20 protein-coding genes are annotated in these 25,583 nt (G+C 49.1%); 9 read left to right on the top strand and 11 right to left on the bottom strand.

What is annotated here, in order from left to right:
- Positions 1 to 63 precede the first annotated feature (63 nt).
- A complete protein-coding gene (locus tag BWI97_RS16145; protein WP_102201830.1) occupies positions 64 to 2,625 on the top strand; it encodes a TonB-dependent receptor domain-containing protein in 2,562 nt (853 codons plus the stop codon).
- Positions 2,626 to 3,153: 528 nt separating this feature from the next.
- Here the strand turns inward: BWI97_RS16145 and BWI97_RS16135 are convergent.
- Positions 3,154 to 4,086, bottom strand: a complete 933-nt coding sequence (locus BWI97_RS16135; RefSeq protein ID WP_199182021.1) for a sugar phosphate isomerase/epimerase family protein — start codon at positions 4,084 to 4,086, stop codon at positions 3,154 to 3,156.
- A gap of 220 nt (positions 4,087 to 4,306) precedes the next feature.
- On the opposite strand from BWI97_RS16135, the gene BWI97_RS16130 reads away from it, so the two are divergent.
- The 6 genes from BWI97_RS16130 to BWI97_RS16105 all read left to right on the top strand — a co-directional run bounded on the left by BWI97_RS16130 (position 4,307) and on the right by BWI97_RS16105 (position 8,675).
- Positions 4,307 to 4,501 carry a cold-shock protein gene (locus BWI97_RS16130; protein ID WP_093199677.1) on the top strand — a complete coding sequence of 65 codons (195 nt, stop codon included), beginning with the start codon at positions 4,307 to 4,309 and terminating at the stop codon, positions 4,499 to 4,501.
- A gap of 122 nt (positions 4,502 to 4,623) precedes the next feature.
- A complete protein-coding gene (locus tag BWI97_RS16125) occupies positions 4,624 to 5,211 on the top strand; it encodes a DUF4136 domain-containing protein (protein WP_094811409.1) in 588 nt (195 codons plus the stop codon).
- A gap of 122 nt (positions 5,212 to 5,333) precedes the next feature.
- Entirely contained in the window at positions 5,334 to 6,062 is a 729-nt protein-coding gene (locus BWI97_RS16120) for a hypothetical protein (RefSeq protein WP_102201811.1), read from the top strand.
- Positions 6,063 to 6,106: 44 nt separating this feature from the next.
- The gene (gene truA, locus BWI97_RS16115) at positions 6,107 to 6,883 is read left to right on the top strand and encodes a tRNA pseudouridine(38-40) synthase TruA (protein ID WP_102201810.1); all 777 of its coding nucleotides are present in this window, start codon (positions 6,107 to 6,109) and stop codon (positions 6,881 to 6,883) included.
- Complete coding sequence (locus BWI97_RS16110) at positions 6,880 to 7,479, top strand: NTP transferase domain-containing protein (RefSeq protein WP_102201808.1); 600 nt, start codon at positions 6,880 to 6,882, stop codon at positions 7,477 to 7,479. Before truA ends, BWI97_RS16110 begins: the two co-directional genes overlap by 4 nt.
- 170 nt (positions 7,480 to 7,649) lie before the next feature.
- Positions 7,650 to 8,675, top strand: a complete 1,026-nt coding sequence (locus BWI97_RS16105) for an NYN domain-containing protein (protein ID WP_094811401.1) — start codon at positions 7,650 to 7,652, stop codon at positions 8,673 to 8,675.
- A 73-nt stretch (positions 8,676 to 8,748) separates the two neighbouring features.
- Here the strand turns inward: BWI97_RS16105 and BWI97_RS16100 are convergent, their stop codons facing one another.
- The 8 genes from BWI97_RS16100 to BWI97_RS16065 form a co-directional block, all read right to left on the bottom strand.
- Positions 8,749 to 9,711 (bottom strand): MoxR family ATPase, encoded by a 963-nt coding sequence (locus tag BWI97_RS16100; protein WP_094811399.1) that lies wholly within the window; start codon positions 9,709 to 9,711, stop codon positions 8,749 to 8,751.
- Positions 9,712 to 9,845: 134 nt separating this feature from the next.
- Positions 9,846 to 11,195, bottom strand: a complete 1,350-nt coding sequence (locus BWI97_RS16095; protein WP_102201806.1) for a peptidylprolyl isomerase — start codon at positions 11,193 to 11,195, stop codon at positions 9,846 to 9,848.
- A 28-nt stretch (positions 11,196 to 11,223) separates the two neighbouring features.
- Positions 11,224 to 13,500, bottom strand: coding sequence for a peptidylprolyl isomerase (locus BWI97_RS16090; RefSeq protein ID WP_158242775.1), 2,277 nt, complete (start codon positions 13,498 to 13,500; stop codon positions 11,224 to 11,226).
- 127 nt (positions 13,501 to 13,627) lie between these two features.
- Positions 13,628 to 14,299, bottom strand: a complete 672-nt coding sequence (locus tag BWI97_RS16085; RefSeq protein WP_102201802.1) for a hypothetical protein — start codon at positions 14,297 to 14,299, stop codon at positions 13,628 to 13,630.
- Between the two features lie 3 nt (positions 14,300 to 14,302).
- Complete coding sequence (locus BWI97_RS16080) at positions 14,303 to 14,641, bottom strand: n-acetylglutamate synthase (protein ID WP_102201800.1); 339 nt, start codon at positions 14,639 to 14,641, stop codon at positions 14,303 to 14,305.
- A 50-nt stretch (positions 14,642 to 14,691) separates the two neighbouring features.
- The gene (locus BWI97_RS16075; protein WP_102201798.1) at positions 14,692 to 15,729 is read right to left on the bottom strand and encodes an agmatine/peptidylarginine deiminase; all 1,038 of its coding nucleotides are present in this window, start codon (positions 15,727 to 15,729) and stop codon (positions 14,692 to 14,694) included.
- A 289-nt stretch (positions 15,730 to 16,018) separates the two neighbouring features.
- Positions 16,019 to 17,644: a RagB/SusD family nutrient uptake outer membrane protein gene (locus BWI97_RS16070; protein ID WP_102201796.1), complete on the bottom strand. Its 1,626-nt coding sequence runs from the start codon at positions 17,642 to 17,644 to the stop codon at positions 16,019 to 16,021.
- Between the two features lie 11 nt (positions 17,645 to 17,655).
- Positions 17,656 to 20,547, bottom strand: coding sequence for a SusC/RagA family TonB-linked outer membrane protein (locus BWI97_RS16065; protein WP_199182020.1), 2,892 nt, complete (start codon positions 20,545 to 20,547; stop codon positions 17,656 to 17,658).
- A 596-nt stretch (positions 20,548 to 21,143) separates the two neighbouring features.
- Here BWI97_RS16065 and BWI97_RS16060 point away from each other — a divergent pair.
- Both BWI97_RS16060 and BWI97_RS16055 read left to right on the top strand, forming a co-directional pair.
- The gene (locus BWI97_RS16060) at positions 21,144 to 21,773 is read left to right on the top strand and encodes a DNA polymerase III subunit psi (protein ID WP_102201794.1); all 630 of its coding nucleotides are present in this window, start codon (positions 21,144 to 21,146) and stop codon (positions 21,771 to 21,773) included.
- Between the two features lie 223 nt (positions 21,774 to 21,996).
- Positions 21,997 to 23,148 carry a hypothetical protein gene (locus BWI97_RS16055; RefSeq protein ID WP_102201792.1) on the top strand — a complete coding sequence of 384 codons (1,152 nt, stop codon included), beginning with the start codon at positions 21,997 to 21,999 and terminating at the stop codon, positions 23,146 to 23,148.
- 66 nt (positions 23,149 to 23,214) lie between these two features.
- Here BWI97_RS16055 and BWI97_RS16050 read toward each other — a convergent pair whose 3' ends face one another.
- The gene (locus BWI97_RS16050) at positions 23,215 to 24,222 is read right to left on the bottom strand and encodes a UDP-glucuronic acid decarboxylase family protein (RefSeq protein WP_094811382.1); all 1,008 of its coding nucleotides are present in this window, start codon (positions 24,220 to 24,222) and stop codon (positions 23,215 to 23,217) included.
- A gap of 62 nt (positions 24,223 to 24,284) precedes the next feature.
- Positions 24,285 to 25,583, bottom strand: a 1,299-nt coding sequence (locus tag BWI97_RS16045; protein ID WP_102201790.1) for a UDP-glucose/GDP-mannose dehydrogenase family protein, incomplete at its 5' end; no start/stop codon positions are given.

The raw sequence follows: 25,583 nt of genomic DNA, 5'->3' as shown, positions 1-25,583 counted from the left end.
TCATTGATTTTTCCCGGTACGAGCACGGGAAAATCCCCCTTAGCACATTTGAAATTTCATCTCATGAAAAAGCTTTTACTTCTTCTCACCTGTCTTCTTGGCCTTCAAACGGCCTGGGCTCAGTTTCCGATGGGGGGCGTTACTCCTCAGCGAAAAGCGATTCCCGGTACAGCCGACGACAACACGCCCAAAGGCAATTCCAAGATTACGGGTTTTGTCGTGGATTCAGCCCTTACCAAGGCCGTAGAATTCGCCAGTGTTGCCCTTGTTAACAAAGCAACCAACAAACCCGTAGACGGTACAGTAGCCGACGACAAAGGAAAATTCACCCTGAATCGTGTAGCTGCTGGCGACTACAAACTCCTGATCACTTTCATCGGGTACGAAACCAAAACCGTTGATGGTGTAACCGTTACCAAAGGTCAGGACCTTGATCTGGGGGTTATTAAGCTTTCTTCCAAAACCAAAACGCTGGAGGAAGTCACCGTTACGGGCCAGAAGGAACTCATCGAAGAAAAAGTAGACCGACTGGTGTATAACGCCGAAAAAGACATCATGGCGAAAGGTGGCGACGCCGCCGACGTCCTGCGGAAAGTACCCATGCTGACGGTCGATCTGGAAGGAAACCTGTCCCTTCGCGGCAGTCGGAACGTACGGGTTCTGATTAACAATAAGCCCAGTACTATCGTTGCCAGCAGCGTAGCGGATGCTCTCAAGCAAATTCCCGCGGATATGATCAAAACGGTGGAAGTGATTACCTCTCCCTCGGCTAAATATGATGCGGAAGGATCGGGTGGGATCATCAACATTATTACCAAGAAGAATACGCTACAAGGTCTTAACCTGAACGTAGACGCGGGTGTGGGGAACCGGGGCTCTAACTTATCGCTGAACGGCAACTACCGCAAGGGAAAAATCGGCTTCAATCTGGGTGGCTTTGGCCGGGCTAACTATAACCTGAAACTACAGGGCTTCAACGATCAGACGAACTTCCGAGACAACGGTTCGACACGTACCTACCAGACTACCGACGGGGTCAACAGCGGCCTGTTCGGAAACTACAACCTGGGTTTTGACTACGACATCGCCAAAAATCAATCGCTTACGGCGGGCGTGCGGTACGGTGCCCGGAATATGCTCAATGACCTGAATCTGAATACGCAGTCGTTTATTAATGACGTATTGACGGGTACGGTACGACGGGATGTGGATACCAAAAACCTGTCGGGTACGGTGGATATGAACGTCGATTACCTGCACACCTACAAACCCCAGCAGGAATGGAGCATTTCGACGCAGTACAGCCGCAATGACCTGACCAACAATTTTGACGCGATCGAGCGGAATGCCACGGATGCAATGCTGAACCGGGAGAAAAACATCAACCACAACCTGAACCAGGAAATTACGCTGCAAACGGACTACCAGACGCCCCTCAAGAAAAACCAGATGCTGGAATTCGGAGCCAAGGGAATCATGCGGACCGTAAACAGCGATTACCAGTATCTGTACGGGAATGGTTCAGAGCCGTTGACGCAAAGTACCCGGCAGCCTTCGGGAGCACTGGATTACAACCAGAGTGTAGCGGGTGGCTATGCTTCGTACACGCTGACGACAAAGAATCGGTATACCATCAAGGCCGGTACGCGTTACGAATATACGACGATTGAGGCCAGTACCCGGGAAGGCGGCGACATTAACATTCCTAACTACGGCAACCTGGTACCCAGTTTGAACGTTTCGAAAAGCTTTAAAGGTACAACCTTGAAACTGGGCTATAACCGTCGGATTCAGCGACCCGGTATTCAGCAATTGAATCCGAACATCAATGCAGCGAACCCGCAGAATATCTCCATCGGGAACGCTTCCTTACGTCCTGAATTGACGGACAACGTGGAATTAGGCGTTAGCAAAAACATCAAGAAGTTGTTTGTGAATGCTAGCTTCTTTGGCCGTTTCACCGATCAGACCATTACGCAGGTCGTATCGGCTAACGATACACTGGCGGGTGGCGTACTGACTACGTATCAGAACATTGGCAGTGAGCGGGCCGTGGGTACGAACATTTTCGGTAACCTGGCCATTACCTCCAAATGGAACGTCATGTTGTTCTCGAATATTCTCTACTCCAACTTACGCGGCGTGGCCCGGGTTTCGAGTAGTATTTCCGAACCCGTCAGCAACTCCGGTTTTAACGTAGGTGGTGGATTGAATACGCAGATTCAGTTCAAGAATGGATGGGGTGCTCAGGCCTTTGGCTTCCTGCAAGGTTCGCAGGTGCAATTACAGGGCCGTACGGGTGGCTTTGCCTTCTACTCCGCGGGGATTAAGAAAGATTTCAAAAACAAGAAAGGAAGCATTGGTATTGCCGGTGAAAACTTCCTGACCAAGAGCATCAACATTCGTACCGATCGTCGTTCTGCTCAATTCACGCAGTTGTCGGACATGCACATTTTCATGCGGGGCATTCGTCTGACCTTTAGCTACAAAATTGGTAAGATGACCATGGATGCTCCCCGCAAAAAAGGCAAATCCGTCAATAACGATGACGTCAAGTCAGGCGGTGACGGCATGCAGGGCGGTGCCCCCGCGACGGGCGGCGGTGCTACCAGCCGGCCCCGGTAACGAATAAAGACTTACGAGTGATTTACTCCGCTATCGAAAAGGGATAGCGGAGTTTTTTTGTTCCATTAATCAAAGCATTAGCTTCCCTGTCCTGATGCTAAGCCTAGTGAATTGGACAATGCACAGATCCAGTTATTAAAACGCCCATGAGGCTCATTTACCCGAAGCTACAGGTGCTACTCCGTAGCGAATGCTGGAGACAAACTGCCTTTTTTACTGGAAGCAACTGACTCACGTCACAGACGCGAAAGCATGTTCGCCCCGATCATTCCATGACGGTTAAAAATTGGGGCCGAGCGTGGTGTACTGTCAACCCTGAAGGGGTTCAATGTGATTAGGCCCGTATGCAATGCGGGGTATGGGTGCGTCCCGCCCGGTAGGCACAGCCTACCAACTTTGCGTCCGTAGTACATACTACGGACAACCCGTCCCCCTACCTTTACTAGGTTTATCCTATCAAAACGGAAAACGGAAAACGGAAAACGGAAAACGGAAAACTCAAAACCGCAGCGGCTACCGCTCAAAACTCTAAACTCCCCCCGTCACCGCCTTCATCTTTGCCAGTCCATTCTTGGCAACTGTCAGCGGGTCCTGAGCGTAGTAGGATTTGTTAAATACTTCCAGGGAAAGAATTAGCGGCTGTTCCGGTGTATGGATAGCCTTTAGAATTTTCTGAATCGGGGCTACGCCATCGCCCGTGAAGATGCGATCCGCATCCGTAATCTTTTCAGCGGTGAGATTGGCTGGATAATCATTTACGTGAAAGATTTCCATCGCGGGCTTTCCGACCAGCGGTAAACTCGCCAGACTGGAACCGCCTTTGTACAGATGGTAAACATCCAATAACAGACGAGCCGAAGGATGTCCACTCTCTAGAGCTACGTACATCACCTCACTCAGTTTGCTCAGGTTACTGGAAAATCCCCAAAGTTCCAGGTGCGGCATGACGCCCGTTTGCGTACCCAATTCCAGAATAATCCGGTACCGTTCCGCCACTTTCGTCAGGTCCAGTTTAGGAGAAGTCGTGGCACCCATGGGCGGGGCTGCCGTACGTTTGCAGCCAATACCGGCGAGCATATCCATTTCCCGTTTCATCTGCTCGAGGGCCTTGGAACGAACGCCCGCATCGTCTACAATCCAGGGGGCAAAACCGATAGCATTTTCGACGGTCAATCCCAGATCCGTAATCAGCTTGCGGGCATCGGCCAGCGTTTTGCCCTGCTTTACGTAGTCCTGCACCGAATCCACCCACACCTCCACGGACCGGAACCCTGCCTGAGCGGCTATTTGAAGTTCTTTTTCGAAGCCCAGTTTATGGCCTCGCAGGGTACTCATGTTCAGACAGTATCGGAATGGCTCCGCTACGTAAGCTTTTTTACTAGAAGGAAAAGGAAGAAAAACTCCGCCAAACAGGCCCGAAAGTTGGCCGATCGTCCGGCGGCGACTGAAAAGAGGTTCCATAGTAAGCATGCAGCGGTACGAAATCCGGGAAGATTGCTCCTGACGATCTCGGAAAAAGAAAATTTATCCTGACAAATATGCCAAATTTGGCCCAGTGGCTCTAGTTTACACATTTTTTTTTCAATATACGTACCTTGTATAGAAAAACTCTAAAGATTACGGTTACCTTTGCTGAATCCTGACGTACAGGAGATTTTTGTTTTATTTATTTTTATTCACAATGCAAACAGGCACTGTAAAATTTTTCAACGAAACGAAAGGTTTTGGCTTTATTCTTGATGACGCTTCCGGGCAAGATATTTTCGTGCACGCGACGGGTCTGAGTTCAGCTACCATTCGTCAGGATGATCGTGTTTCTTTCGAGACGATCGAAGGCAAGCGTGGCTTGAACGCCGTAAACGTTAAGAAAATCTAAGGTTTTCTTTAGCGTGCTGAAAGCACCCCGCTCCCATCCCGGAGCGGGGTATTTTTTTGCTCAATTTCAGCCTATGGCATTCGTTTTTAACCGTAGCAGATACACCTACGATATGGATAGCCATGAAAACATTCCTGCATCAACTACTCCTGCTTCTTTCGCTACTCTGGGTAGCTATGGCCTGTACTACTGTCAATGTAGATAAAAGCAGCCGAGCCAACTTCAGTAAATACAAAACATTCGCCTGGATGGACTCGGATGTACAAGCCGGCAAGAATCCAGTCTACTATAATGAAATTGCCACGCAGAATCTGGAAAATGCCGTGGAGAGCACACTTTCCGAAAAGGGCTATCAACGCGATGAGAGCAATCCGGATATGCTCATTGGATACCACTTCTTCGTAGAACAGAAAGAACGTACCGTGTCTGATCCGGCTCCCCTGTATGGTCCTTACATGGGCTGGGGACGTTGGGGCTGGCGAGGCTGGGGGCCGTCCTGGTATGGATGGGGCGGCGGTCCGCGATCCCGTCGGGAAAAATACGAAGCTGGAACCGTAGTACTGGATATTGTAGATGCCAAAACCCGCAAGCTGGTTTGGCGGGGTTCGGTAGAAAAAGCCGTAGACAACCCAACTCAAATTTCCCGTCAGCTCGAACGAGACATTAATAAAATTGTCGAAAAAGTACCTGAAGAGAAATCGGGTGAATGACCTGAAATTAAGCAAAGGGAAGCGTCTTAACACGCTTCCCTTTTTTGTTAAAAATTACTAAGCAAGAGAAAGCTGGACAATTTTCTCGGAAAGCCTTAGTTTTACGATAGAATTGTCGTACAATGATCTCAAGATTCGCAGCCTTAATTGCCGTATGGATAGGAATAGGCCTGATTTCCGAAGTTTCGGCTCAGGACCGCTACATTACTGGCGTTGCTTTAAATGATTCCACGAAAAAGCCCATCAACCTGGCTTCTGTTCGAAACCTCCGAACGCAGGATGTGACGCGTACGAATAAAACGGGTACTTTCTTGATCATGGCTCGCACGGGCGATCAGCTACGCATTACCTGCAACGGCTGTGATGATGCAACGGTTAGCGTTGATTCCACGGGAGATGATATCGTCACCACCGTAAAGCAGTACGTTTTCACGTCCGAAGGAAGAACACTCGATGAAGTTCAGATTACGGCAAAATCAGAAGCCGAGATCAAGTACGAAATCGAGAAAGCCCTGAAAGAACCGCTGGCCAAAAAAAATATGTCGACGGGGCAGATTATGGAAATGGCCAACTCTCCGATTTCCCTGATGTACGAACTATTCAGCAAGCGGGCTAAGAACCTGCGGAAGCTGGGGGTACTTCAGCAACAGGATCGGAAACACAAACTCGCGGAATTCAAATACAACGCTCAGGTGGTTAATCAGGTTACCAAGCTGGATGGTGAAGACCTGGAAGAATTCATGCGATTGTTTCCCATTGACGACGACTTCGTGCTACAATCTTCGGAGTATGATCTGGTTCAGGTCATTAAAGCTAACTTCAAAAAATACCAGGCTCGTTTAGGGAAGTAAGTTTCTGTTTTCATTTAGGCCGCTTCGCACCGTACCTTTGTCGGATGCGGTATATGATTTCATTTGCGTACAATGGTTCGGCTTTCAATGGCTGGCAAAAACAACCCAATGCGGTTTCCATTCAGGAAGCCCTGGAAAAATCGCTTTCCGTACTTCTGAAAAATCCCGTCGCTCTGGTTGGGTCTGGACGTACGGATACTGGCGTTCACGCCGAGCAACAGTTCGCCCATTTCGAATGGCCTGCTCCCATTACCGACGATCTGGATTTTGTGGCTTTCAAAGCAAATCGTATGCTGCCCCCCGGTATCGTCGTCTATCGTATTTTCCCCATTCGTCCGGACGTTCATGCCCGGTTTACGGCTACTTCCCGAAAGTACGAATACCGAATTTCACGCCTTAAAAACCCTTTCCGCCCTTCCATGGTTTATCCGTTTAGTTTTCCGCTCGACGTATCGGCCATGAATCAGGCGGCTGAATATCTGCTGAGATACAGTGATTTTCAGAGTTTTAGTCTGGTAAATACGCAGGTAAAAACCTTTCGCTGTGCCATTACGGAAGCTCGCTGGGAAGAACGGGGACACGAACTTATTTTTCATGTACGGGCCGACCGTTTTCTACGGGGTATGGTACGGGCCCTGGTCGGAACGCTGATGGACGTCGGACGGGGACGGACTACAGTTAGCGATTTTGAACAAATTATTCTGGCGAAAGACCGGAAAAAAGCCGGACGTGCCGTACCGCCCGATGGACTTTTCCTGGTTGAAGTTACCTACCCTACCAACGCATTTGATCCACCAACGGACGCTATTCATCTACAATGAATGTACAACTGGCTATTTTAGCGGCGGGTCGTTCCAGTCGCCTGGGTCGACCGAAACAACTGATTGAATGGGAAGAGCAAACGCTGCTTCACCGCGTAACGCAAACCGTCCTGCGGATTCAGTACGCTGAAACGTCCGTTTGCCTCATTACGGGAGCGTATGCCGAACCAGTAGCAGCTGCGGTAGCCGACTTACCCGTGACGGTTTTGTTCAATCCAGACTGGTCGGAAGGAATGGCTGCATCCGTACGTCTGGCCACAACGTATGCGATCGAGCAACGGGCCGATGCCCTATTGTTTGTACTAACTGACCAGCCCCATCTGGACACGCCCCTACTCCAGGAAATTCTAAACCTCTACAACGGTGACGCCAATTGTATTGTGGTATCGGATTACGATTCCGACTGGGGGGTTCCCATGCTATTTGGATCAGCTTATTTTCCGGAATTGCTAACGTTAACGGGCGATCGTGGAGCGAAGCCTTTAGCTAACAAATATGCTGACCAGCTAAAAAAAGTAGCCTTTCCTCTAGGTTCTGTAGATATTGACACGGAGGAAGACTGGAAGGGGTTTGCAAAAAGTGCTTTTAATCCTTAAATTTGTCATTAATTAGAAATATCCGACCGCCAAATTTCCAGGTTTGTTCCGATAGAATTTACCCGCCCTATAAGTTGATAAAATAGATCTAGCCCACCCTAAGTCGACTTACCTGAGTAAAAAGGATTATTTCTATTTAACTATAAAAACGATAAAACATACCCTATCAAATGGCTAACGACCAGTTATCACTTACTCGAATTGGCGTATTTTATGACGGCAATTATTTCTTACACGTAAGCAATTATTATAATTATTTTCACTCCCGTAAAAGTCGTATAAGCGTATCAGGTTTACATAGTTTTATTAGAAATCAGGTTGCCGATGAGTTGAATTCAGATACACGTTCCTGCCAGATTGTAGATGCCCATTATTTCCGCGGTCGTCTGAATGCTCAGGAGGCTAGTCAACGGGGGCACATGCTGTTTTATGATCGGGTTTTTGATGACCTGCTCATGGCTGAAGGCGTTACTACGCATTACCTGCCCATTCGTAATACCTTTAACAACCGCCACGAAAAAGGAATTGACGTATGGCTGGCTCTGGAAGCTTACGAAATGGCTCTGTATAAAAAATTTGATATTATTGTTCTCATTGCTTCAGACGGTGATTTCGTACCCCTGGTTCGTAAACTGAATACGATCGGTACGCGGGTGATGGTACTGAGCTGGGACTTTGAATATACGACGGAAGACGGCCAGAAAATGGTCACCCGGACGTCGCAGGATCTGCTGGAAGAAGTATCCTATTACGCTGACATGCAGAACATCATTGAAGACCGCGTACGTCGGAATGATCCGCTGATTAATGGACTTTTCGTCATCCCACCTTCGCCGCCACAAACCGCTCCCCGGGCTGAACGTCCGGCAGCCGATGCTGCCGTAGGTCCTAATCCGACCCTGGCTGAGCATACGGGCGAACTAATGACAAGTACCATTTACTCGCTCAAAAACGGGTATGGTTTCATCAAATATCCCCCCAATAACCTGTTCTTCCATTACACCAGTCTGGTAGATACGGATTTCAATGAACTACAGGAAGGGGACGAAGTGGAATTCGTTTTATCGCTGAATGACCGGGGTGATTACATCGCCAAGAATGTACGTTTGCTGTGGGATGAAGAAGGGGCAGAAGTAGCTGAAGCCACCGAAAGTGTTACGGAGAACGAACCGGATTCTCTGAAACTTGAGTTTTAATAGTTTAGGAACCATTGATAAATGAGAAAAGCGGACCTAATTGGGTCCGCTTTTCTCATTTATACATCTGGAATTAAATAATTTTACGAATCAAATCCTCTACCGTTACGCCTTCCGCTTCCGCTTTGAAGTTACGTACGATGCGGTGCCGCAAAATGGGCAAAGCTACCGCCTGTACATCTTCAATATCCGGCGAAAATTTTCCATTAAACAAGGCATTGCACTTAGCCGCCAGAATCAGGTTTTGCGAAGCACGCGGCCCGGCTCCCCACTCCAGAAACTCATTGGCTTCCCGGGAGGCCAGTTCCGTTTGTGGACGCGTTTTGTGCACCAGTCGAACCGCATATTCAACCACGTTATCAGCAATGGGGACGCGTCGTACCAAATGTTGAAAGTACTGAATTTCTTCGCCCGTAACCTGTTGTTTTACTTCGTAACGGTTATCGGTAGTGGTTGCTTTCACAATGGCCAGCTCCGACTCAAATTTCGGATACGTCAGCTGAATCATGAACATAAACCGGTCGAGCTGGGCTTCCGGTAGCGGATACGTACCTTCCTGCTCAATGGGGTTTTGGGTCGCCAGCACGAAAAACGGACGGCTCAGCGAATACTTCTGCCCCGCGATGGTCACTGCATACTCCTGCATGGACTCCAGCAGAGCTGACTGCGTTTTGGGCGGCGTACGGTTGATTTCATCCGCCAGAATGATGTTGGAGAAAATAGGCCCTTTGATGAAACGGAAATTCCGGTCGTTATCCAGCGTTTCTGAACCCGTAATGTCCGAAGGCATCAAATCCGGCGTAAACTGAATCCGGTTAAAACTCAAATCCAGAGCACCGGCCATCGTCTGGATGAGCAGGGTTTTAGCCAGACCCGGTACGCCGACCAGCAAACAGTGCCCCTGACAAAAAATGGCGGTCAACAGTAAACGTACGACTTCATCCTGCCCGATTACTACCTTAGTAATTTCAGCATGTAACTTTTGATACGCCTCATTGAGAGCCTTTACTCCTTCGACATCGGAAGAATACGTCATACGTAGTTAAATAGGGTTTAGACCAAAAGAATCACTAAAATAAGAAAGGGTTTGACACAAGCTGAATCGTTTTTTGATCATTTATCCAAAAACTTTCAGCGGTGTCAAACCCCTTCAGTACTTCAAAAGCCCTGTTAATTACTAAAAGCGGCGATTACTTCGTCACACTCCTGCTTCAAATCTTCGTCACGTACCTGAATAAACACTTCGCCTTTCGTTTTCTTAAACCATTTTTCAACGGCATTGTTTCGCTTGCGGCTCAGGGCAATTTTCTGGAGTTTCTGATAATCTTCTTCCAGGTTAGCGTAATGCGGGGGATACTTTGTTTTATAATAAATGATCCGGACGCCCGTTTTGCCATCATTAGTCCGATATGGCGTTACGGTTGAATAAGTACCTACCTGCATGGAATCCAGGGTAAAATACAAACTGGGGTCCATACTGGCATCCAGAGCCAGGCGTGGAGCCCGTGTTTCGGGATCCTGAATCCAGCCGCCTACGTCAGACGTAGCCTTATCTTCCGAGTATTCCTTGGCTGCTTTTTCGAAATCCAGCTTGCCATCTACTAATTGCGTACGAATGGAATCCAGGAAATGCGTCGGCTCGTCAATGTCCAGACGGTTATAATCCGGACGTAGCAGAATGTGGCGGGCCGTATAGACCTCCCCTTTAATGTCTTCCAGTTTGATCAGGTGAATTCCGTATTCAGATTCAATAGGTTCGGAGAGTTCGCCGGGTTTCATGCGATATACGGCTCCTTCAAATTCGGGTACCATCGTACCACGTTTGACGTTCGCGTACAAGCCACCGTTCTGGGCACTTCCTACGTCTTCCGAATACGTGGTGGCCAGTTTAGCGAAATCTTCACCAGCCAACGCCCGCTTCTTATAATCCATCAGTCGTTCGCGTAATTTCTCACGCTCTTCTTTCGTAACCTTGGCCAGACGGATAATGTGTCCTACCTGTACTTCCGAGGGGAAATAGGGTAAGCTGTCTTTAGGAATCGAGTTAAAGAACTTCCGTACTTCGCTGGGCGTAATTTTCACGTCACTCGTGATTTTACGCTGCATTTCCTGCACCAGCAAGTTGTTTTTTACGTCTGAACGAAGCTCTGCTTTTAACTGATCCAGGCTTTTACCGAACTGCTCGACGATGTTTCTCTCAGAACCGTACATCTGGATCATCTGATCCATCCGGCCTTCGAGTTCACCATCTACCTGCCGATCTTCCACCGTTACGGAGTCAATCTCGGCTTTTGCCAGCATTACTTTGTTAATAATCAGGCTATTCAGGCACTGACAGCGAGTCGGAGCGTTTTTAGGGTTCTCAGCCTGATACTGATGATACATCTGATCCAGGTCCGATCGCAGAATATAGTGATTATCTACCTTACTAATCACGCCGTCGATGACTTTACCTTTAGACGCCTGAGCAAAGCCCAGCACCGGTAAAAACACGATCAGCAACCCAAGAATTTTTCTCATTTTCAGATTTTTAAAACAACCCAATCAACTATTTTAACTTTTTCAATTCATTTTCATTCACCTGTACGGGAAACTGTTTTTTCAGCGACTCCACCCAGTCTTTTTCCAGATAGACCTGATAATCGTTGATGACTTGGCCCCGGGCTTCGTTCAACGTTTTCGTACGGGCATTGTCTACAGCCTGAATATCAATCTGCACCACCCGGCCACTTTTCTCTACGGTTTGCTTGCCTACTTTCCAGCTTACTGCATCAACAAACTTGTTTTCGCCTTTCTGGAAAAAGCCTTCCTGATAAATCAGGTTATCGGCTTTCTGCGTATTAAACTGCCGCACTACGTCAATCGGAGCATTGGTAAAGAGAGCGAATGACACCCGACGGTTTTTATCGCGGTTCGTCGTGGAAACGGGTTTGAATTTACTCTCGTCTACTTCAACAATCCGCGTCGGCGAAATATTCCCGCGTTTCACTAATTCATTTACTACGCTTCGTAAACGTCCCGCCGAGCAGGAATCCGCTTCAGAGGCATCGGCGTGACCGCTGATTTCCACCTGATAGTCATAGTTCTTTGTTAAGATGACAATTAAGTCAAAAAGTTGCTCGCGTTGTCCTTCCGTTAATTTGGTTTGTCCTTTAGGAAACGTCAGATCCGTTACTTTTCGGCTGAGAGCATACGGTTTTTTTGCCAGTGATTTCAATGCCAGGTCCAGAATGGGCCGTGAAGCTGCATCCAGTACGGTTGCTTTGACACGCGGAGGTAACTGATATTTATTACGATTCTGCTCGTAAAATTGCCGTTGACCCGTCGTATCGGTCAGCGAGCGACCCTGGACTTTTTCATCGAGCATCTGGAACAACAACATACCGTCGTGGTACTCCTGAATCAAATCCCTGAAATCTTCATTCTTTGCCTCCAGGTGCTGCTCTTCGTACTCCAGATTCTTCTCCTCAATGAAGGCGTTCAGTAAGCTCTGCATGAGGCTTTGGGGCGAAGCTCCGGCCTGTGGACGCTGCGTCTGCTGGACGTAACTATAAAAGTCGCTCACCCGATATACCTGTGAACCAATGCGGAACAGTAGCTGCCCATTGAGATTCGCATCGGCGGGAGCCTGCCACTTGCCGTCTTTCAGCAGGGGGTTCGCTTTTTCGAGAGCTGCCGCTACGGCCGTTTTATTCTCTTCGTATTTATTTTCCTGTTTCACCCGGCGAAGCACGGCCGATTTACTTACGTTCGAGCGATCATCCGACTGTACTTTCGTCCGGAGGTACCCCCCTACTTCCGCGTAATCGAGCAAAGGAATCCGTTTAACCAGCTTGAGAATATGCCAGCCATACTGCGTCTGAAACGGAGCGGAATACGCATTTTCCTTTTTCAGAGCAAAGGCTGCTTCTTCAAAGGGAGGCAGCATCTTTCCGGTCCCGAACGGCTGCATGACCCCGCCCGCACTTTTGGTACTGGCATCTTCCGAAAATTGCTTGACTACGGCCTCAAACGGCACGCCACGTTGCAGTTCACCGTACGCTTCTTCAATTTTCGTTTTAGCCGTCATCTTTTCCGAATCCGTTGCATTGGGATCGACGCGTACAAACAGATGGGCTACCTGTACATTTCCCTGACTGGTCCGGCGGTCATTGACCCGGATGAGGTGATAGCCGAACTTGGTCCGTACGGGCATGGAAATGTCGCCTTTCTTGGTTTGGTAGGCCGCCGTTTCAAAGGGATACACCATTTGTAATCCCGTGAACCAGCCCAGCGTTCCCCCGTTTCGGGCCGCGTAAGGATCTTTCGAAAACTGTTTGGCCAGCTCTTCAAACGACTCTCCTTTCAGGATGCGTTCCCGAATGCTTATAGCCTGATTGTACACACGTAGGGTGTCGTCGGGGGAAGCATTCGAAGCCACTTCCAACAGAATATGCGAGGCATTGATTTCCTCTTTCATCCGTTCGTACGCCTCTTTCACCAGAGCTTCCGTCACGTTTTTATCCGTAATGAACGACTGGGCCGATACTTTGCGGTACCCGGCCAGTTCTTCCCTGAACGCCTCGGTCGTATCCAGGCCCAGGCTTTCGCCGGCCAGTACTTTCAGTTTATAATTAATAAACAAAGGCAGATACTCCCGTAGGCTGGCGTTTTCATTGAGGCTATCGGCCCCGACGGGGTTTTTCTTGTAATGATACATGAACTCGCTCACCGTCACTTTTTTGGGACCAATGGTCATCAATACCGGGTCAGTGGATTGTTGAGCGTACGCAGTAAAATCCAGAAAGCAAGACAAGAAAGCGATCCACCGAAGTGATTTATACATATCTGAGCAATTGGGGTTCATCCGAGCCTAACTGTTTTTCGTCCCGAATTATTGTCCAAAGATAGGGAAACTCCCGCGTGCTACCTAGTTCTGACGGTAGCGGGCTTTGGCCGGAACATGATACTATTCAACGAGTCTTTTGTATGGACCAACGGGTCTGGAGCCGATACTCGTAACGATCCAGACGACTGTGGTTACTGAATTTTAAAGGGGTAATCGTTACGGGCAGTCCTTTCTGTAACTCATCGTAGGTATAGGTTTTCGTATCGGCTCCGAGCAAATCATCCGGATCAATCCAGCGGGACTGGTTGAGTACCAGTCCGGCAGCCTGTAACGAAAGCAGAAAATAGCCGACGGGATTGGTTAATTCCGTCACCTGAAAAAAGCCCGCGACGGCACCGGCCACTCCCGTATACTTCCGGATTTCTCCCACGAATTTCTGGGCCCGACTGTAATCGTCAATTTCCATCAGTACGACCGTTGCTACGACTTTACTCTTCGGTGGTACTGACAGGGACAATCCCTGAAAGTTGGTAAACTGATCGTCTTTCTGAACGCGTTGTACCCCCCAGATACCATTTTGCGTAGACGTCAGCTGATTGTTTTCATCCAATACGCTTAAGGAATACGCTAGCATGACTTCGTCCGCCCGGGTAATTTTTTCCTGAATGGTCAGGGCTTTTAGCTCGGTTGGCTGGAAGGATACGGATACAGGAGCGGAATGCCGCTTTTGGCTGGTACAGGCACTCAGTACCAGCAGACCGCCTAATACCAGTACTTGCAGAAAAGATGGTCGCATGGGTTAGCATTCTTCAATAATCGAGGTACCGGAAGAGGCATCGCCGGAAGTCCATTGCCAGGTTTCGTGCAGCCGAATCTTCCCGTTTTCCTGAATTTCCGGTATGGAATGACAGCGACCCGTACGCAGTTCACCCGTCGTATTGAGGTGTTGGTAGACCATATCAATATGGCCCTGGGCGTCCACCGTTCCAATGATGGAACCCTTATGTACCGATCCTCCGGCATACTCCGCCCAAATCAGGTTTCCTTCCTGATGGTACTGAAAACGGGTTTCGCCACTGACTTCGCCATTTTCGGTGTTAGTCAAGGTACGAAACTGCCGATTATTGTAATCAATCATGCGATAGTTAGAAACGCTGTCCGTCTGACGCGACGGACAGCGATGAAGCGTTAGATTAAGGGTTCCTGCTGGCTCAGGCAGTGGAAACTTCCCTGCCCCCAAATGATTTCATTGGCCAACAAAGGAATGACTTTACGGTCGGGAAATGCCTGCTCCAGAATATCAATCGCCCGCTGGTCGTTGGGATTGTCGAATACCGGCACAATGACGCCCGCGTTACAAATCAGGAAATTGGCGTAACTGCCCGGCGTACGGAAATCATTGATGTACACCGGTTTAGGCATGGGCAGTTCGATGATATTCAGCTGCTTGCCATTCAGCAATCGCATTTCTTTGAGCATTTGAAGATTGGTATTCAACACTTCAAAGTTCTCATCATTCTGATCCGTTTCTACGCAAGCTACAACCGTATCTTCGTTTACGAAACGAGTGGTATCATCAATGTGACCGTCCGTATCATCCCCAACGATGCCGTCTTCCACCCATAACACCTGATTCATTCCGTAATAATCGCACAGGTATTTTTCGATCTGCTCCTGCGATAAATGGGGGTTTCGGTTCGGGTTGAGTAAGCAGGATTTGGAAGTTAACACCGTTCCTGCTCCGTTAAATTCAACCGATCCACCTTCCATAATGACGCCCGGTGATACGTAAGGCAAATCCAGATAGGCAGCAATTTTAACGGGCAGTGCATCATCATCCGAATACGGCGGATACTTGCCTCCCCAAGCGTTATAGCCCCAGTTTACAATCTGGCGTTGTTTGGTTTCGGGGTTAATCAGAAATGCCGGACCGTGGTCGCGGCACCAGGCATCATTCGTAGGGTTAATCAAAAATTCAATCTGATTAAGATCAACGCCAGCCTCGGTTAACCAGCCGATAATCTGCGTTTTAAGGGCTTCACTATTGGCGTTAATACAAACTTTTTCACCCTGTGAAATAGCCTTAATGAATTGAATGTACTGCGGACGCATACCGGCGAGTTTGTCGCCCTGCCAGGAATGGTCGTTATGCGGAAACGTAAGCCAGGTAGCCCGGTGCGGGTGCCACTCGGCAGGAAAGAAAAAACCTTGTTCTTTAGGTGTCATTCAAGTACAAAAATTACCGACGATGACGTTCGGAATGAGGCCGCAAAGATACGCTTTCTTCGAGCTTTTCAGGCGAATGGACAACGCTCGGTTGGCTGCTAATTTTGACCAAACGCCTTCTACCTGATTCATTCGCGAACGTAGACACTACTCTTCCTCGGGCCCCTAATCCATCCGATCCTCGTTCTTTTCCGGATCAATGCTCCAGGAAAAGCCTTTAGTTAGCAAGAGGAACTACCCTCGCGGATAGCTCCTCTTTGCTACGAACACGTCTTTTACAAAATTCGTTTTAGTAACCCGGATTTTGTTGCAGATTGGAGTTTTTGTTCATTTCCACCACCGGAATGGGGAAGAGGTTTTTCCTGAGGTCGTTGGTAGCACTGTGCGACAGCCAGGATTTTTTAGCGAACACGCCAAACCGAATCAGATCCTGCCGACGGCGACCTTCCTGGTCAAACTCCCAGCCCAGTTCGTCCAGAAAACGGCCATAGGTTATATCATCGCCGCCTTCCTGCGTACTCTGGGCGGTATCTCTTCTTCCGTAGGCATACGTACTTCCGCCCCGCAGTTGGGCTCCGGTCACCACCGCCTTGTCCGGATTACTGGGGAAGGCCCGTTTTCTAACCTGCGTCACCAGGGTAGCCGCCTCGTCGGCCCGGCCTAAGCGAAGCAGACTTTCGGCTTTAATAAAAAGTACGTCCGCGTAACGAAAGATGGGGAAATCATTACTGAGCTGCACTTCGGCTCCCAGCTTGATTTCAAATTTACCCAGCCTGTAGCCGTGCACAGATTCGGCTCCGGCAATACTGGGCACCTCGTTGATGTAGTTCAGCGGCTTATCTTTAAAGGAACCCATCGTACAGATTAAGGGAACGCCACTTGAAGAGTACTGCGGTCCCTGGATCCAGTTCTGTTTCATCCGCACATCGTCCTTGTCGAAGGAGCTAATGAATTGGGGAATAGCACTCATGCCACCCCAGGGAGCACTTCTCAGATTATACGTCGCCTGATTTTCGGGCGAGAGGCTTTGCATGTGCAGATCGAAAGCATTCCAGTTATTCGTGTATTTCTCGTCCAGCGGAAAGGCCCAGACAATTTCTTTCGAATTCTGGTTTTCGGTAAGAAATACATTTTTCTGGTTGCTCTCCAGGGTAAATAATCCGGAAGCGATCACCTTGTCGGCCGCATCGGCTGCTTTTTGCCATTGGGGCGTACCGGCATATACTTCCGCGTTCAGGTACACTTTGGCCAGCAGCGTATAAGCAGCCCACTGGTTGAATTTGCCGTATGTGGAAACGTCGTTCTTCGTACTTAACAGGGCAATATTTGACTCAATTTCCTTCACCACAAAGTCGTATATTTCCTTCCGGGTGCTTTGTTTCGGTAAGAATCCTTCCGGTAAATCGAACTGCGTCACCAGGGGTACGTTGCCAAACATATCCAGCAGGATGTAGTAATAAGATGCCCGCAACACTTTCAATTCGGCTAAGACGGCATTTTTGCTTTCGCCTACCGGAATCAGGTTTGATTCAATCTGATAAATGATCCGATTGCAGTTCGTGATGCCCGCATACGTCCGGGTCCAGGTGTTTCTGACAATTCCCTCTTCCGACGTCCATTTGTGTTCATGAATACGGCGGTAGACGCCTCCATCCACCCAGCCATTAGGTCTTCCCGGTATGACCTCCTGATCGGCACTCAATTCCTGAGCCCGCCAGTAACCGTCCCAGTCGAGCATAACAAACCGCCAGTTTGAATACGCCGCTCCGGTGATGGCCGCGATGTCATTTTGGGTAGGATTGAATTTGCTGGCAATAATGGTGGTGTAGGCTTCGTCCTTCAGGTCTGTACACCCCGGAAGCGTTCCGATGACGAACAAAGAAGCCAGCAGTTTAGGTATGAATATCTTTTTCATGAAGTTCAGATTTAGAATGTTAAGTTGATACCAGCGGTGAACGTCCGAGTCGTGGGATATTTATCGCGGTCGTCGCTGCCGGGGCTTAATCCGCTCCGGTTTACTTCGGGATCAATTCCCTTGTAACCCGTAATGGTGAGCGTATTCAGCGTAGAAAGGAATACGCGGGCTCGCTGGATGTTCTTGATCTTGGGATTGAAATTATAGCCCGCGGTAATGTTGTCAATCTTCCAGAAATCGCCGTTTTCGATGTAGTAGCTGTTGTATTCGAGCGGAGCCGTCAGGACTGCTTTTCCGTACACTTTTTCAGTCGATGATTTCAGACGGTTGTAGTTGACAATCGTCGGATTTTCCAGGTACATCCGCTGAAAATTCAGAATCTGGTAAGCAAAGGCTCCCCGCATCGTAACCGATAAATCGAAGTTTTTGTACCGCAGGTTGTTATTCCAGCCGCCGTAGTATTTCGGCAGACCATTGCCCAGTACCCGTTTGTCTTCGAACGAATGGCCAAAGTCGTTGTAGCCTACCCGCTCACCGTTTTTGTTTTCGTAAATCCACTTTCCGCTTTCGTCGATATCCACGACTTTAAAGCCGTAGAAGTCACCAATGCCTTTGCCGATAAAGACAATGTTGGTGAACGTCTGAATTGGTTCGCCGGTCCCTCCGGTGGTGAAGTAATCGTTGGTCGTTTGGTACAGGTCGTTGGACAAGCTGACCAGTTTGTTACCGTTGGTGGAAAACAGAAACGTAGTCGTCCACTCGAAATCCTTGTTTTTTACGGGCACAAAATTGACCAGTACTTCCAGTCCTTTGTTTTCCATAACTCCTACGTTCGCTCGCGTAGATGTAAACAGATTGGGCGGACTGGGCACCTGGTAGTCGTAAAGCAAGCCTTTGATTCGCCGTACGTAATAATCCACCTGTCCGCTAATGCGACCTTTCCTGAGCGAGAAGTCTAATCCAATGTTTGTCTCATGTTTTTCTTCCCAGCGAAGATTCGGGTTAGGGTTGGTGACCGGCCCCAGTGACCGCACCCATTCGCCATTTGAGTAAATGAACCCACCGTACCCTAGCAAGGCCTGACTTAGAAACGAGGATGAAGGCGGGTTACCCGTCACGCCGTACCCGGCCCGAAGCTTCAGATCATCGAAAATCGTCTGGTTTTTCATGAAGGCCTCGTTCGTAATCCGCCAGCCCACGGAACCCGCCATGAAGGTTCCCCAGGGACGTTTGGCTCCGTACAACTGACTCGCCCCTTCGTGCCGCACACTCGCCATTAATAAGTAACGATCATCGTAACTGTACGATAACCGGGAAAAGAAACTGATCAGGTTGGTTACGTTTTTACTCGAACCCATGTTTGCTTTTCCTTCGGCCAGAGCTTTGCCCAGAGCCATGTTGTGGTAGCTGAAGATGTCCGTCGGGAAATTGAAGTTTTGCATAAAACTGCTTTCAAACTCATTTTCCTGATACCCATAGCCGCCCAGCAACGTGAAGCGGTTTAGACCGATTTGCTTCGAGTATTCGGCAGTTGTTTCGAGTAATCGGGTGATGTTGAGCGAGCTTCCAATGGCGGCGTATCCATTGCGATTATCCCGGACGGTTGAGATGTGTCGTTTCGTTTCCGCATAGCCCGCATTGTTGTTATTCCGACTGTAAGAAACTAAAGCATTCAGCCGCAAATCCTTGATGGGATTGTACGTGATGTTGGCAATTAACCGGGCATCCGCATTGCGGGTCAGCCCGTCGGTTTCGTATAAACGGGCTAGCGGGTTTTCGTAATTGAAGTTACCGGGCTGCTCAAACCAGTTTCCATTCTGATCGTAAACCGGAGACGTTGGGTTGCGGATGACGGCCTGCCGATAGGTATACCCATTGAAGGTTCCACCATCGGCCGTTTGCGTGAAGCGGTTGAGCTGGCTCAACAGGCTCAGATTCAGCACCAGCTTTTTATTAAACATGCTGTGGTTGACGTCGATTCGTCCCGTGAACGTCCGGTTATCCGATTTCTTGAAAATCCCTTCGAGGTACCGATAGTTGACGGAGGCAATGTAATTGGTGGTACTGCTGCCACCCCGGAAGGTCAGGTTATGAATGTTCGTAACGGGCGTTCGGGAGATTTCCCGAAGCCAGTCCGTATCTCCTCCCAAATCCCAGGAGGCATCCCGGGTACCCGCTGCAATCTGACTGCGATAGTCCTGAGCCGTTAACAAATCAAGTTTGCGGGCGACGGACTGGATACTTACGTTGCCACTGTACTCGACCACGTTGGTTTCGGCCGCTTTTGGTCGCTTCGTGGTGATAATTACGACCCCATTCGTACCCCGAACGCCGTAAATAGCGGCGGCCGATCCATCTTTCAGGACATCAATGGACTCGATGTCTTCCGGAGCTACGGTATTCAGATTTCCCGGTACCCCATCAATAATAATCAGCGGATCAGTATTGGCTCCAAACAGGGTCGTGTTGCCTCGTAATACAATCTGCGAGCCGGACGTTGGGTTACCGCTGGGCGTACCAATCGTCAGACCCGCTACTTTTCCCTGCAAAAGTTGCCCGGCATCCCGAACCGGACCCTTCACGAAATTTTCCGCCTTCACGGAAGCCACCGAGCTGGTAATATCTCCAGCCCTTTGCGTACCGTAGCCAACCACTACGACTTCCGAAAGCATCGCGTTGTCGGTCTCCAGGGTGACATTGATGGTCGTCTGATTACCAATCGGAATTTCCCGACGCATGTACCCAATGAACGAAATACTCAGTGTAGGATCGGTGGTACCAGAAGGGATCGTGATGGTATACTCGCCGTTTTTATTCGTGAGCTCTCCCTGCGAAGTCCCTTTGATGACCACACTCGCTCCGACCAGAGCAGTGCCGGCGTCGTCCGTAATTTTTCCTCGCACTGTTGTTTGGGCGAACGCGGGTAGAGCGGTACATAGGCCTAATAGAATTACCAAGGGCTGAACCATTTTTAACCTGCGTTCAAAAAACAGGTAAGACCAAAAATGAAGGACTTTTTCTCGCATCGTTTCAAGTAGAAGCAATTGTGTCATATATACACTTAGTTAGTAAAAGGTAAATAGATCTTTTCATCCTGACTGAAAAGTAATAGGATTATTTAAATAATAAAATGAATTATATTATTTAATTTGATAAGATTTTAACCTTGACTATACGTTTCATTATTTTAATATACTATTGCACACTTCGTATCGAAGCCAGTTTTGGAGCTATGAATCACAGGTAAAACTTCAATGATTTTCCGTGAATTTAGAGCAGGTCAGGGCCTTGAATGCAGAATCGGTTGTTGAAGAAAACGCGGAGAAATGGCACCTATAACACGAAGGCTGATCAGGATTTCACCCACGAAGTGAAGAGAAGCTAAAAGAATTGGGGATAGGCCTGTTAACTATTCACCCGTGTACAGATTCTGGTCTGCAAGTTGATTTTATCAGGTATCTATGATAAGTAGTTGATCGGGAAGCCGTATTTTTGAACCATGATGAACAGTTCACCTGACCCGGTATTCCTGCAACAGCTTTTTTTCGACGAACAACTTTTTTTAATTCCGTCGGAGTACGTTCCAGCTAGGCCGGTGGCTGAACCCCTTCAGGCGGTACCACAAACAGCCGTTCCGGTAGCGGCCGTTCCCGTCGAAGCTCCCCAGCCGACTCCAGAGGTACAGGAACCTGCTCTACCACCCCCCACACCCGTGGTGGTACCGCCCACCGAAAAACCAGCTCCGGTTCAAACGCCGGAACCTGCTCCCCTCCGTTTCCAGCATCAACTTCTGGTACTTACAGACAATCCGAGTGAGAAGGACCTCGATTTGCTGCAAAACATCCTTAAATCCGTTGGGCTTTCACTGGAGACTATCGATTTACTGGATGTTTCACAAACGCTGTTGTCTCAGTACCAGTCTTTGCTGAGTAGCAAGGCGGTTCATCACGTGCTTAGTTTCGGTGTGCCGCTCAAAAAAATGGGCATTCAGGTATTTCTGATGCCGTACCAGATACGCCCCGTTGAAGAGATCAACTTCGTTATGGTGGATCATCTGAAAGATTTGCACGAAGATAAAGCCAAGAAAAAAGCCCTGTGGACGGTGCTCAAACAGCTCTTTACGGCGTAAGTTTTACTGCATTTTTTCACACCGTACTGATATTTTTTTCCTGTGAAGTCAACGCAACCGACGCTTTTTACGTTGGTATAGGTACGGATGTGCCTAATCCCGGATCTTGTTCCCAACCCATAGCTTAGTTTTTCTACGAAACAACTCTACTTTTTTACTATTGGCCTTTTTTCTTCTGATTCTTCAGAAGGAATCTTAACCCATGTATTAATTGTAGAAACGAATGGCACAGGAACCCATCCATCCCGAAGGCAACTCATTCCAACCCCCTCATCAGCCCGAGTCGGACCGACTTCAGCACCAGCGTACCTTCATCCAGCAGGAAATACAGGAACTTGATACGGAAATCCGGCAAACCCGCCAGGATCAGCAACAAACGTATGGATCGCTGCAACAGCATCTGGTGAAGATCGACAGTATCAATAAAGACGTTGCCCGCCAAAATCAGAGCGTCAGCGAAACGGAAGCCGATATTGCTTCGCTGGAAGAGCGATACAAGAAAGCGGCTCCGAAGTACTCGCTGTTTGCGGGACTGCTGTATTTCGTAGCGGGCCTTTCCTTCGTAGCGGGTGACCTGATCATTTCGCACGAGATTGTAGCCTATGCCCTCAATATCCGGAATACGACGGAAGCCTGGTTTTTCGCCGTAGGTCTGGCGATGGTGTCGGTATTGTTGAAACCGGTCTACGATCGATTGATCGAAGGACCGTACCTGCAGAATCAGGAGAAGAGTCAGAAGCTGTACGCTTCATTCAAAATTACTCTGGCTATCTTTTCCGTACTGACGCTGTTTGTATTGGGCTGGTTCCGGTACGAAGCCTATCGTACAGATAAAATGAAGCAGGCCATTACCCAAAACATCAAAAACCTGCAATTACAGCAGGCCGATCAAACCTCAGCTTCGGCCATTTTGCAGGTTGAAAAGCAGATGCAGCAGGTGGATGTACTTAATCAGGGGCTGGTCACGAGTCCGTTTGCCCTGGCTTCGTTTGTACTGTCGGGCGTGCTGTTTGCCGTAGCCGGTGCCGTATGTCTGGGCGTGTCCTTCCCGATTCTTCAGGGCTTCTGGTTCCGCTGGTTACAGGCGGGGCCGAAACTCAAGCGTTTACGCAAACTCCGCCTGCAGAAACAACAACGTTTGGCTGAGATCGAAGGCAGTCTTTCCGAGCATCTGATTCAGAAAGGAACGCTCGAAAACAAACTTAGCTTCCTGACGCCGCTGACGGACCTGACTGAACGTCGGAACCGACTTCGCCAGCACTTATACGCATTGACCGAACTTCCGTCTTCCGAGGTCTCCCGAGAAGCTCGACTGGAGAGTAGTCCGGTCCGCAATGGTCACCCCCTTCCCCAGCGAATGAACGGTAATCATTAATTCATTGCAGTAAAAAGAAAATCGCCCGTCTTCCAACGGGCGATTTTCTTTTTATAAGCATCTATCTTATTTGCTTACCGTGTGGCTGCCTTCCTGATAGGGCGTACCGAAACGGTAGTTGGCTGCTTTATAGAGTTCTTCTTCGGGCAGGCTTTTGAAGTATTCGTACGTACGACGCAATCCTTCTTCGCGGGTCACCTGCGGCTCCCAGCCCAGGATTTGCTGAGCCCGGGTAATGTCCGGACGACGCTGCTTTGGATCATCCTGCGGCAGGGGCTTCAGAACCAGCTGTTGCTTGGTACCCGTCAATTTGATGATTTCTTCACCAAATTGCTTGATGGTGATTTCGACCGGGTTACCGATGTTTACGGGCTCGGCGTAATCACTCATCAGCAAGCGATAAATTCCTTCTACTAAATCGTCCACGTAACAGAACGAGCGGGTTTGTGAACCATCGCCGAATACCGTCAAATCTTCACCCCGTAGTGCCTGACCAATGAAGGCGGGCAACACGCGACCGTCATTGAGTCGCATCCGGGGACCGTAAGTATTGAAAATACGAATGATCCGCGTTTCTACGCCGTGGTACCGGTGGTAAGCCATCGTGATGGCCTCCTGAAAACGTTTGGCTTCGTCGTATACGCCACGAGGACCAATGGGGTTTACGTGGCCCCAGTAATCTTCCGTCTGCGGGTGCACCAGCGGGTCACCGTATACTTCCGAGGTTGATGCCACCAGAATGCGAGCACCTTTGGCTTTAGCCAGTCCCAGACAGTTGTGCGTGCCCAGTGAGCCTACTTTCAGCGTTTGAATCGGAATTTTCAGGTAGTCAATCGGACTGGCCGGACTGGCAAAGTGTAGAATGTAATCCAGTTCACCCGGCACATCAATGTAGTTGGATACATCGTGGTGAATGAATTCAAACGTAGGAAGGGATCGAAGGTGTTCGATGTTTTTGAGATCACCTGTTACCAGGTTATCCATCCCAATGACGTAGTAGCCTTCTTTAATAAAGCGATCACACAAATGGGATCCCAGAAATCCGGCTGCTCCGGTGATGAGTACACGTTTCATACAAAGGTGAGTAGTATATAAAAAAGAGGAAAGATGTGTAGTTCTTCCCTCTCTTGAATCGATTAATTAACTTTTTCGCGACCGATGGAGTAATAGGTGTAGCCCTTCTCCTGCATGTCCTCGAGCTCATAGACGTTGCGTCCGTCAAAGATCACTTTGTTCTTCAAGCGGCTTTCCATCTTCTCAAACTCTGGCGTGCGGAACTGCGGCCACTCGGTCATGATCATCAACGCGTCCGCATCCACCAGGGCCGAGTAGGCATCCTTGGTGAAGGTGACCTTCGAGCCAATGTCCGACAGATTCGCTACGTTTTCCATCGCCTCGGGATCGTAGGCTTTGATGTGAGCTCCCTGAGCAATCAGCTCCCGGATGTTGTACAAAGCCGGGGCTTCCCGGATGTCATCGGTGTAGGGTTTAAACGCCAGACCCCAGATGGCAATCGTCTTGCCTTTCACGTCCCCGCCGAAATAATCCAGTACGTGCGGAATCAGCTTGGTCTTCTGATCTTCGTTGACCGTCATCACCGACTGTAAGATACTGAAGTCGTAGTCGTAATCCTTGGAAGTTTTGTGCAGGGCCTGTACATCTTTGGGGAAGCACGAGCCCCCGTAACCAATTCCCGCAAACAAAAAGCGTTTACCAATCCGGCTGTCGGTACCAATCCCGCGACGAATGTCATCGACGTTGGCTCCCACTTTCTCGCAGAGGTTGGCAATCTCGTTCATAAACGTGATCTTGACGGCCAGAAACGCGTTGGCTGCGTACTTGGTCATCTCGGCCGAACGCTCATCCATGAAGATGATCGGGTTGCCCTGCCGCACCAGCGGAGCGTACAGCCGGTTCATCACCGCTTTGGCTTTCTCGGAAGTCGTGCCAATCACCACGCGATCGGGCTTCATGAAGTCTTCCACGGCCACGCCTTCGCGTAAGAACTCCGGGTTGGAGATCACGTCGAAGTCCACCTGAGCGTTCTCGGCAATGGCCGCCCGTACTTTCTCGGCCGTACCCACGGGTACGGTCGATTTGTCAATGATGACGGCGTACTGACTCAACAACGGACCCAGATCCTTGGCCACGCCCAGAATGTACTTAAGGTCAGCCGAGCCATCTTCACCCGGAGGCGTGGGCAGGGCCAGAAAGATCACTTCTGCTCCTTCGATGCCTTCCGCTAATGAAGTAGTGAATTTGAGGCGACCTTCATTGGTGTTTCGCAGGAAGAGTTCTTCCAGACCTGGTTCGTAAATGGGGATGATGCCACTACGCATCTTTTCAATTTTGCGGGAATCAATGTCTACGCAGGTAACCTGGTTTCCAGTTTCAGCAAAGCACGTGCCTGTAACCAGGCCGACATATCCGGTGCC

The organism is Siphonobacter sp. BAB-5405 (genome assembly GCF_002872335.1).
Taxonomy (GTDB): Bacteria; Bacteroidota; Bacteroidia; order Cytophagales; family Spirosomataceae; genus Siphonobacter.
Note: the sequence above shows the minus strand (reverse complement) of the source record. Positions and strands in the feature narration are given on the sequence as shown.

Excerpts from the sequence above, each read along its gene's own strand:
- BWI97_RS16145 (WP_102201830.1), top strand. The coding sequence starts at position 64 with ATGAAAAAGCTTTTACTTCTTCTCACCTGTCTTCTTGGCCTTCAAACG.
- BWI97_RS16135 (WP_199182021.1), bottom strand. The coding sequence starts at position 4,086 with ATGGAACCTCTTTTCAGTCGCCGCCGGACGATCGGCCAACTTTCGGGC.
- BWI97_RS16130 (WP_093199677.1), top strand. The coding sequence starts at position 4,307 with ATGCAAACAGGCACTGTAAAATTTTTCAACGAAACGAAAGGTTTTGGC.
- BWI97_RS16125 (WP_094811409.1), top strand. The coding sequence starts at position 4,624 with ATGAAAACATTCCTGCATCAACTACTCCTGCTTCTTTCGCTACTCTGG.
- BWI97_RS16120 (WP_102201811.1), top strand. The coding sequence starts at position 5,334 with ATGATCTCAAGATTCGCAGCCTTAATTGCCGTATGGATAGGAATAGGC.
- truA (WP_102201810.1), top strand. The coding sequence starts at position 6,107 with ATGCGGTATATGATTTCATTTGCGTACAATGGTTCGGCTTTCAATGGC.
- BWI97_RS16110 (WP_102201808.1), top strand. The coding sequence starts at position 6,880 with ATGAATGTACAACTGGCTATTTTAGCGGCGGGTCGTTCCAGTCGCCTG.
- BWI97_RS16105 (WP_094811401.1), top strand. The coding sequence starts at position 7,650 with ATGGCTAACGACCAGTTATCACTTACTCGAATTGGCGTATTTTATGAC.
- BWI97_RS16100 (WP_094811399.1), bottom strand. The coding sequence starts at position 9,711 with ATGACGTATTCTTCCGATGTCGAAGGAGTAAAGGCTCTCAATGAGGCG.
- BWI97_RS16095 (WP_102201806.1), bottom strand. The coding sequence starts at position 11,195 with ATGAGAAAAATTCTTGGGTTGCTGATCGTGTTTTTACCGGTGCTGGGC.
- BWI97_RS16090 (WP_158242775.1), bottom strand. The coding sequence starts at position 13,500 with ATGTATAAATCACTTCGGTGGATCGCTTTCTTGTCTTGCTTTCTGGAT.
- BWI97_RS16085 (WP_102201802.1), bottom strand. The coding sequence starts at position 14,299 with ATGCGACCATCTTTTCTGCAAGTACTGGTATTAGGCGGTCTGCTGGTA.
- BWI97_RS16080 (WP_102201800.1), bottom strand. The coding sequence starts at position 14,641 with ATGATTGATTACAATAATCGGCAGTTTCGTACCTTGACTAACACCGAA.
- BWI97_RS16075 (WP_102201798.1), bottom strand. The coding sequence starts at position 15,729 with ATGACACCTAAAGAACAAGGTTTTTTCTTTCCTGCCGAGTGGCACCCG.
- BWI97_RS16070 (WP_102201796.1), bottom strand. The coding sequence starts at position 17,644 with ATGAAAAAGATATTCATACCTAAACTGCTGGCTTCTTTGTTCGTCATC.
- BWI97_RS16060 (WP_102201794.1), top strand. The coding sequence starts at position 21,144 with ATGATGAACAGTTCACCTGACCCGGTATTCCTGCAACAGCTTTTTTTC.
- BWI97_RS16055 (WP_102201792.1), top strand. The coding sequence starts at position 21,997 with ATGGCACAGGAACCCATCCATCCCGAAGGCAACTCATTCCAACCCCCT.
- BWI97_RS16050 (WP_094811382.1), bottom strand. The coding sequence starts at position 24,222 with ATGAAACGTGTACTCATCACCGGAGCAGCCGGATTTCTGGGATCCCAT.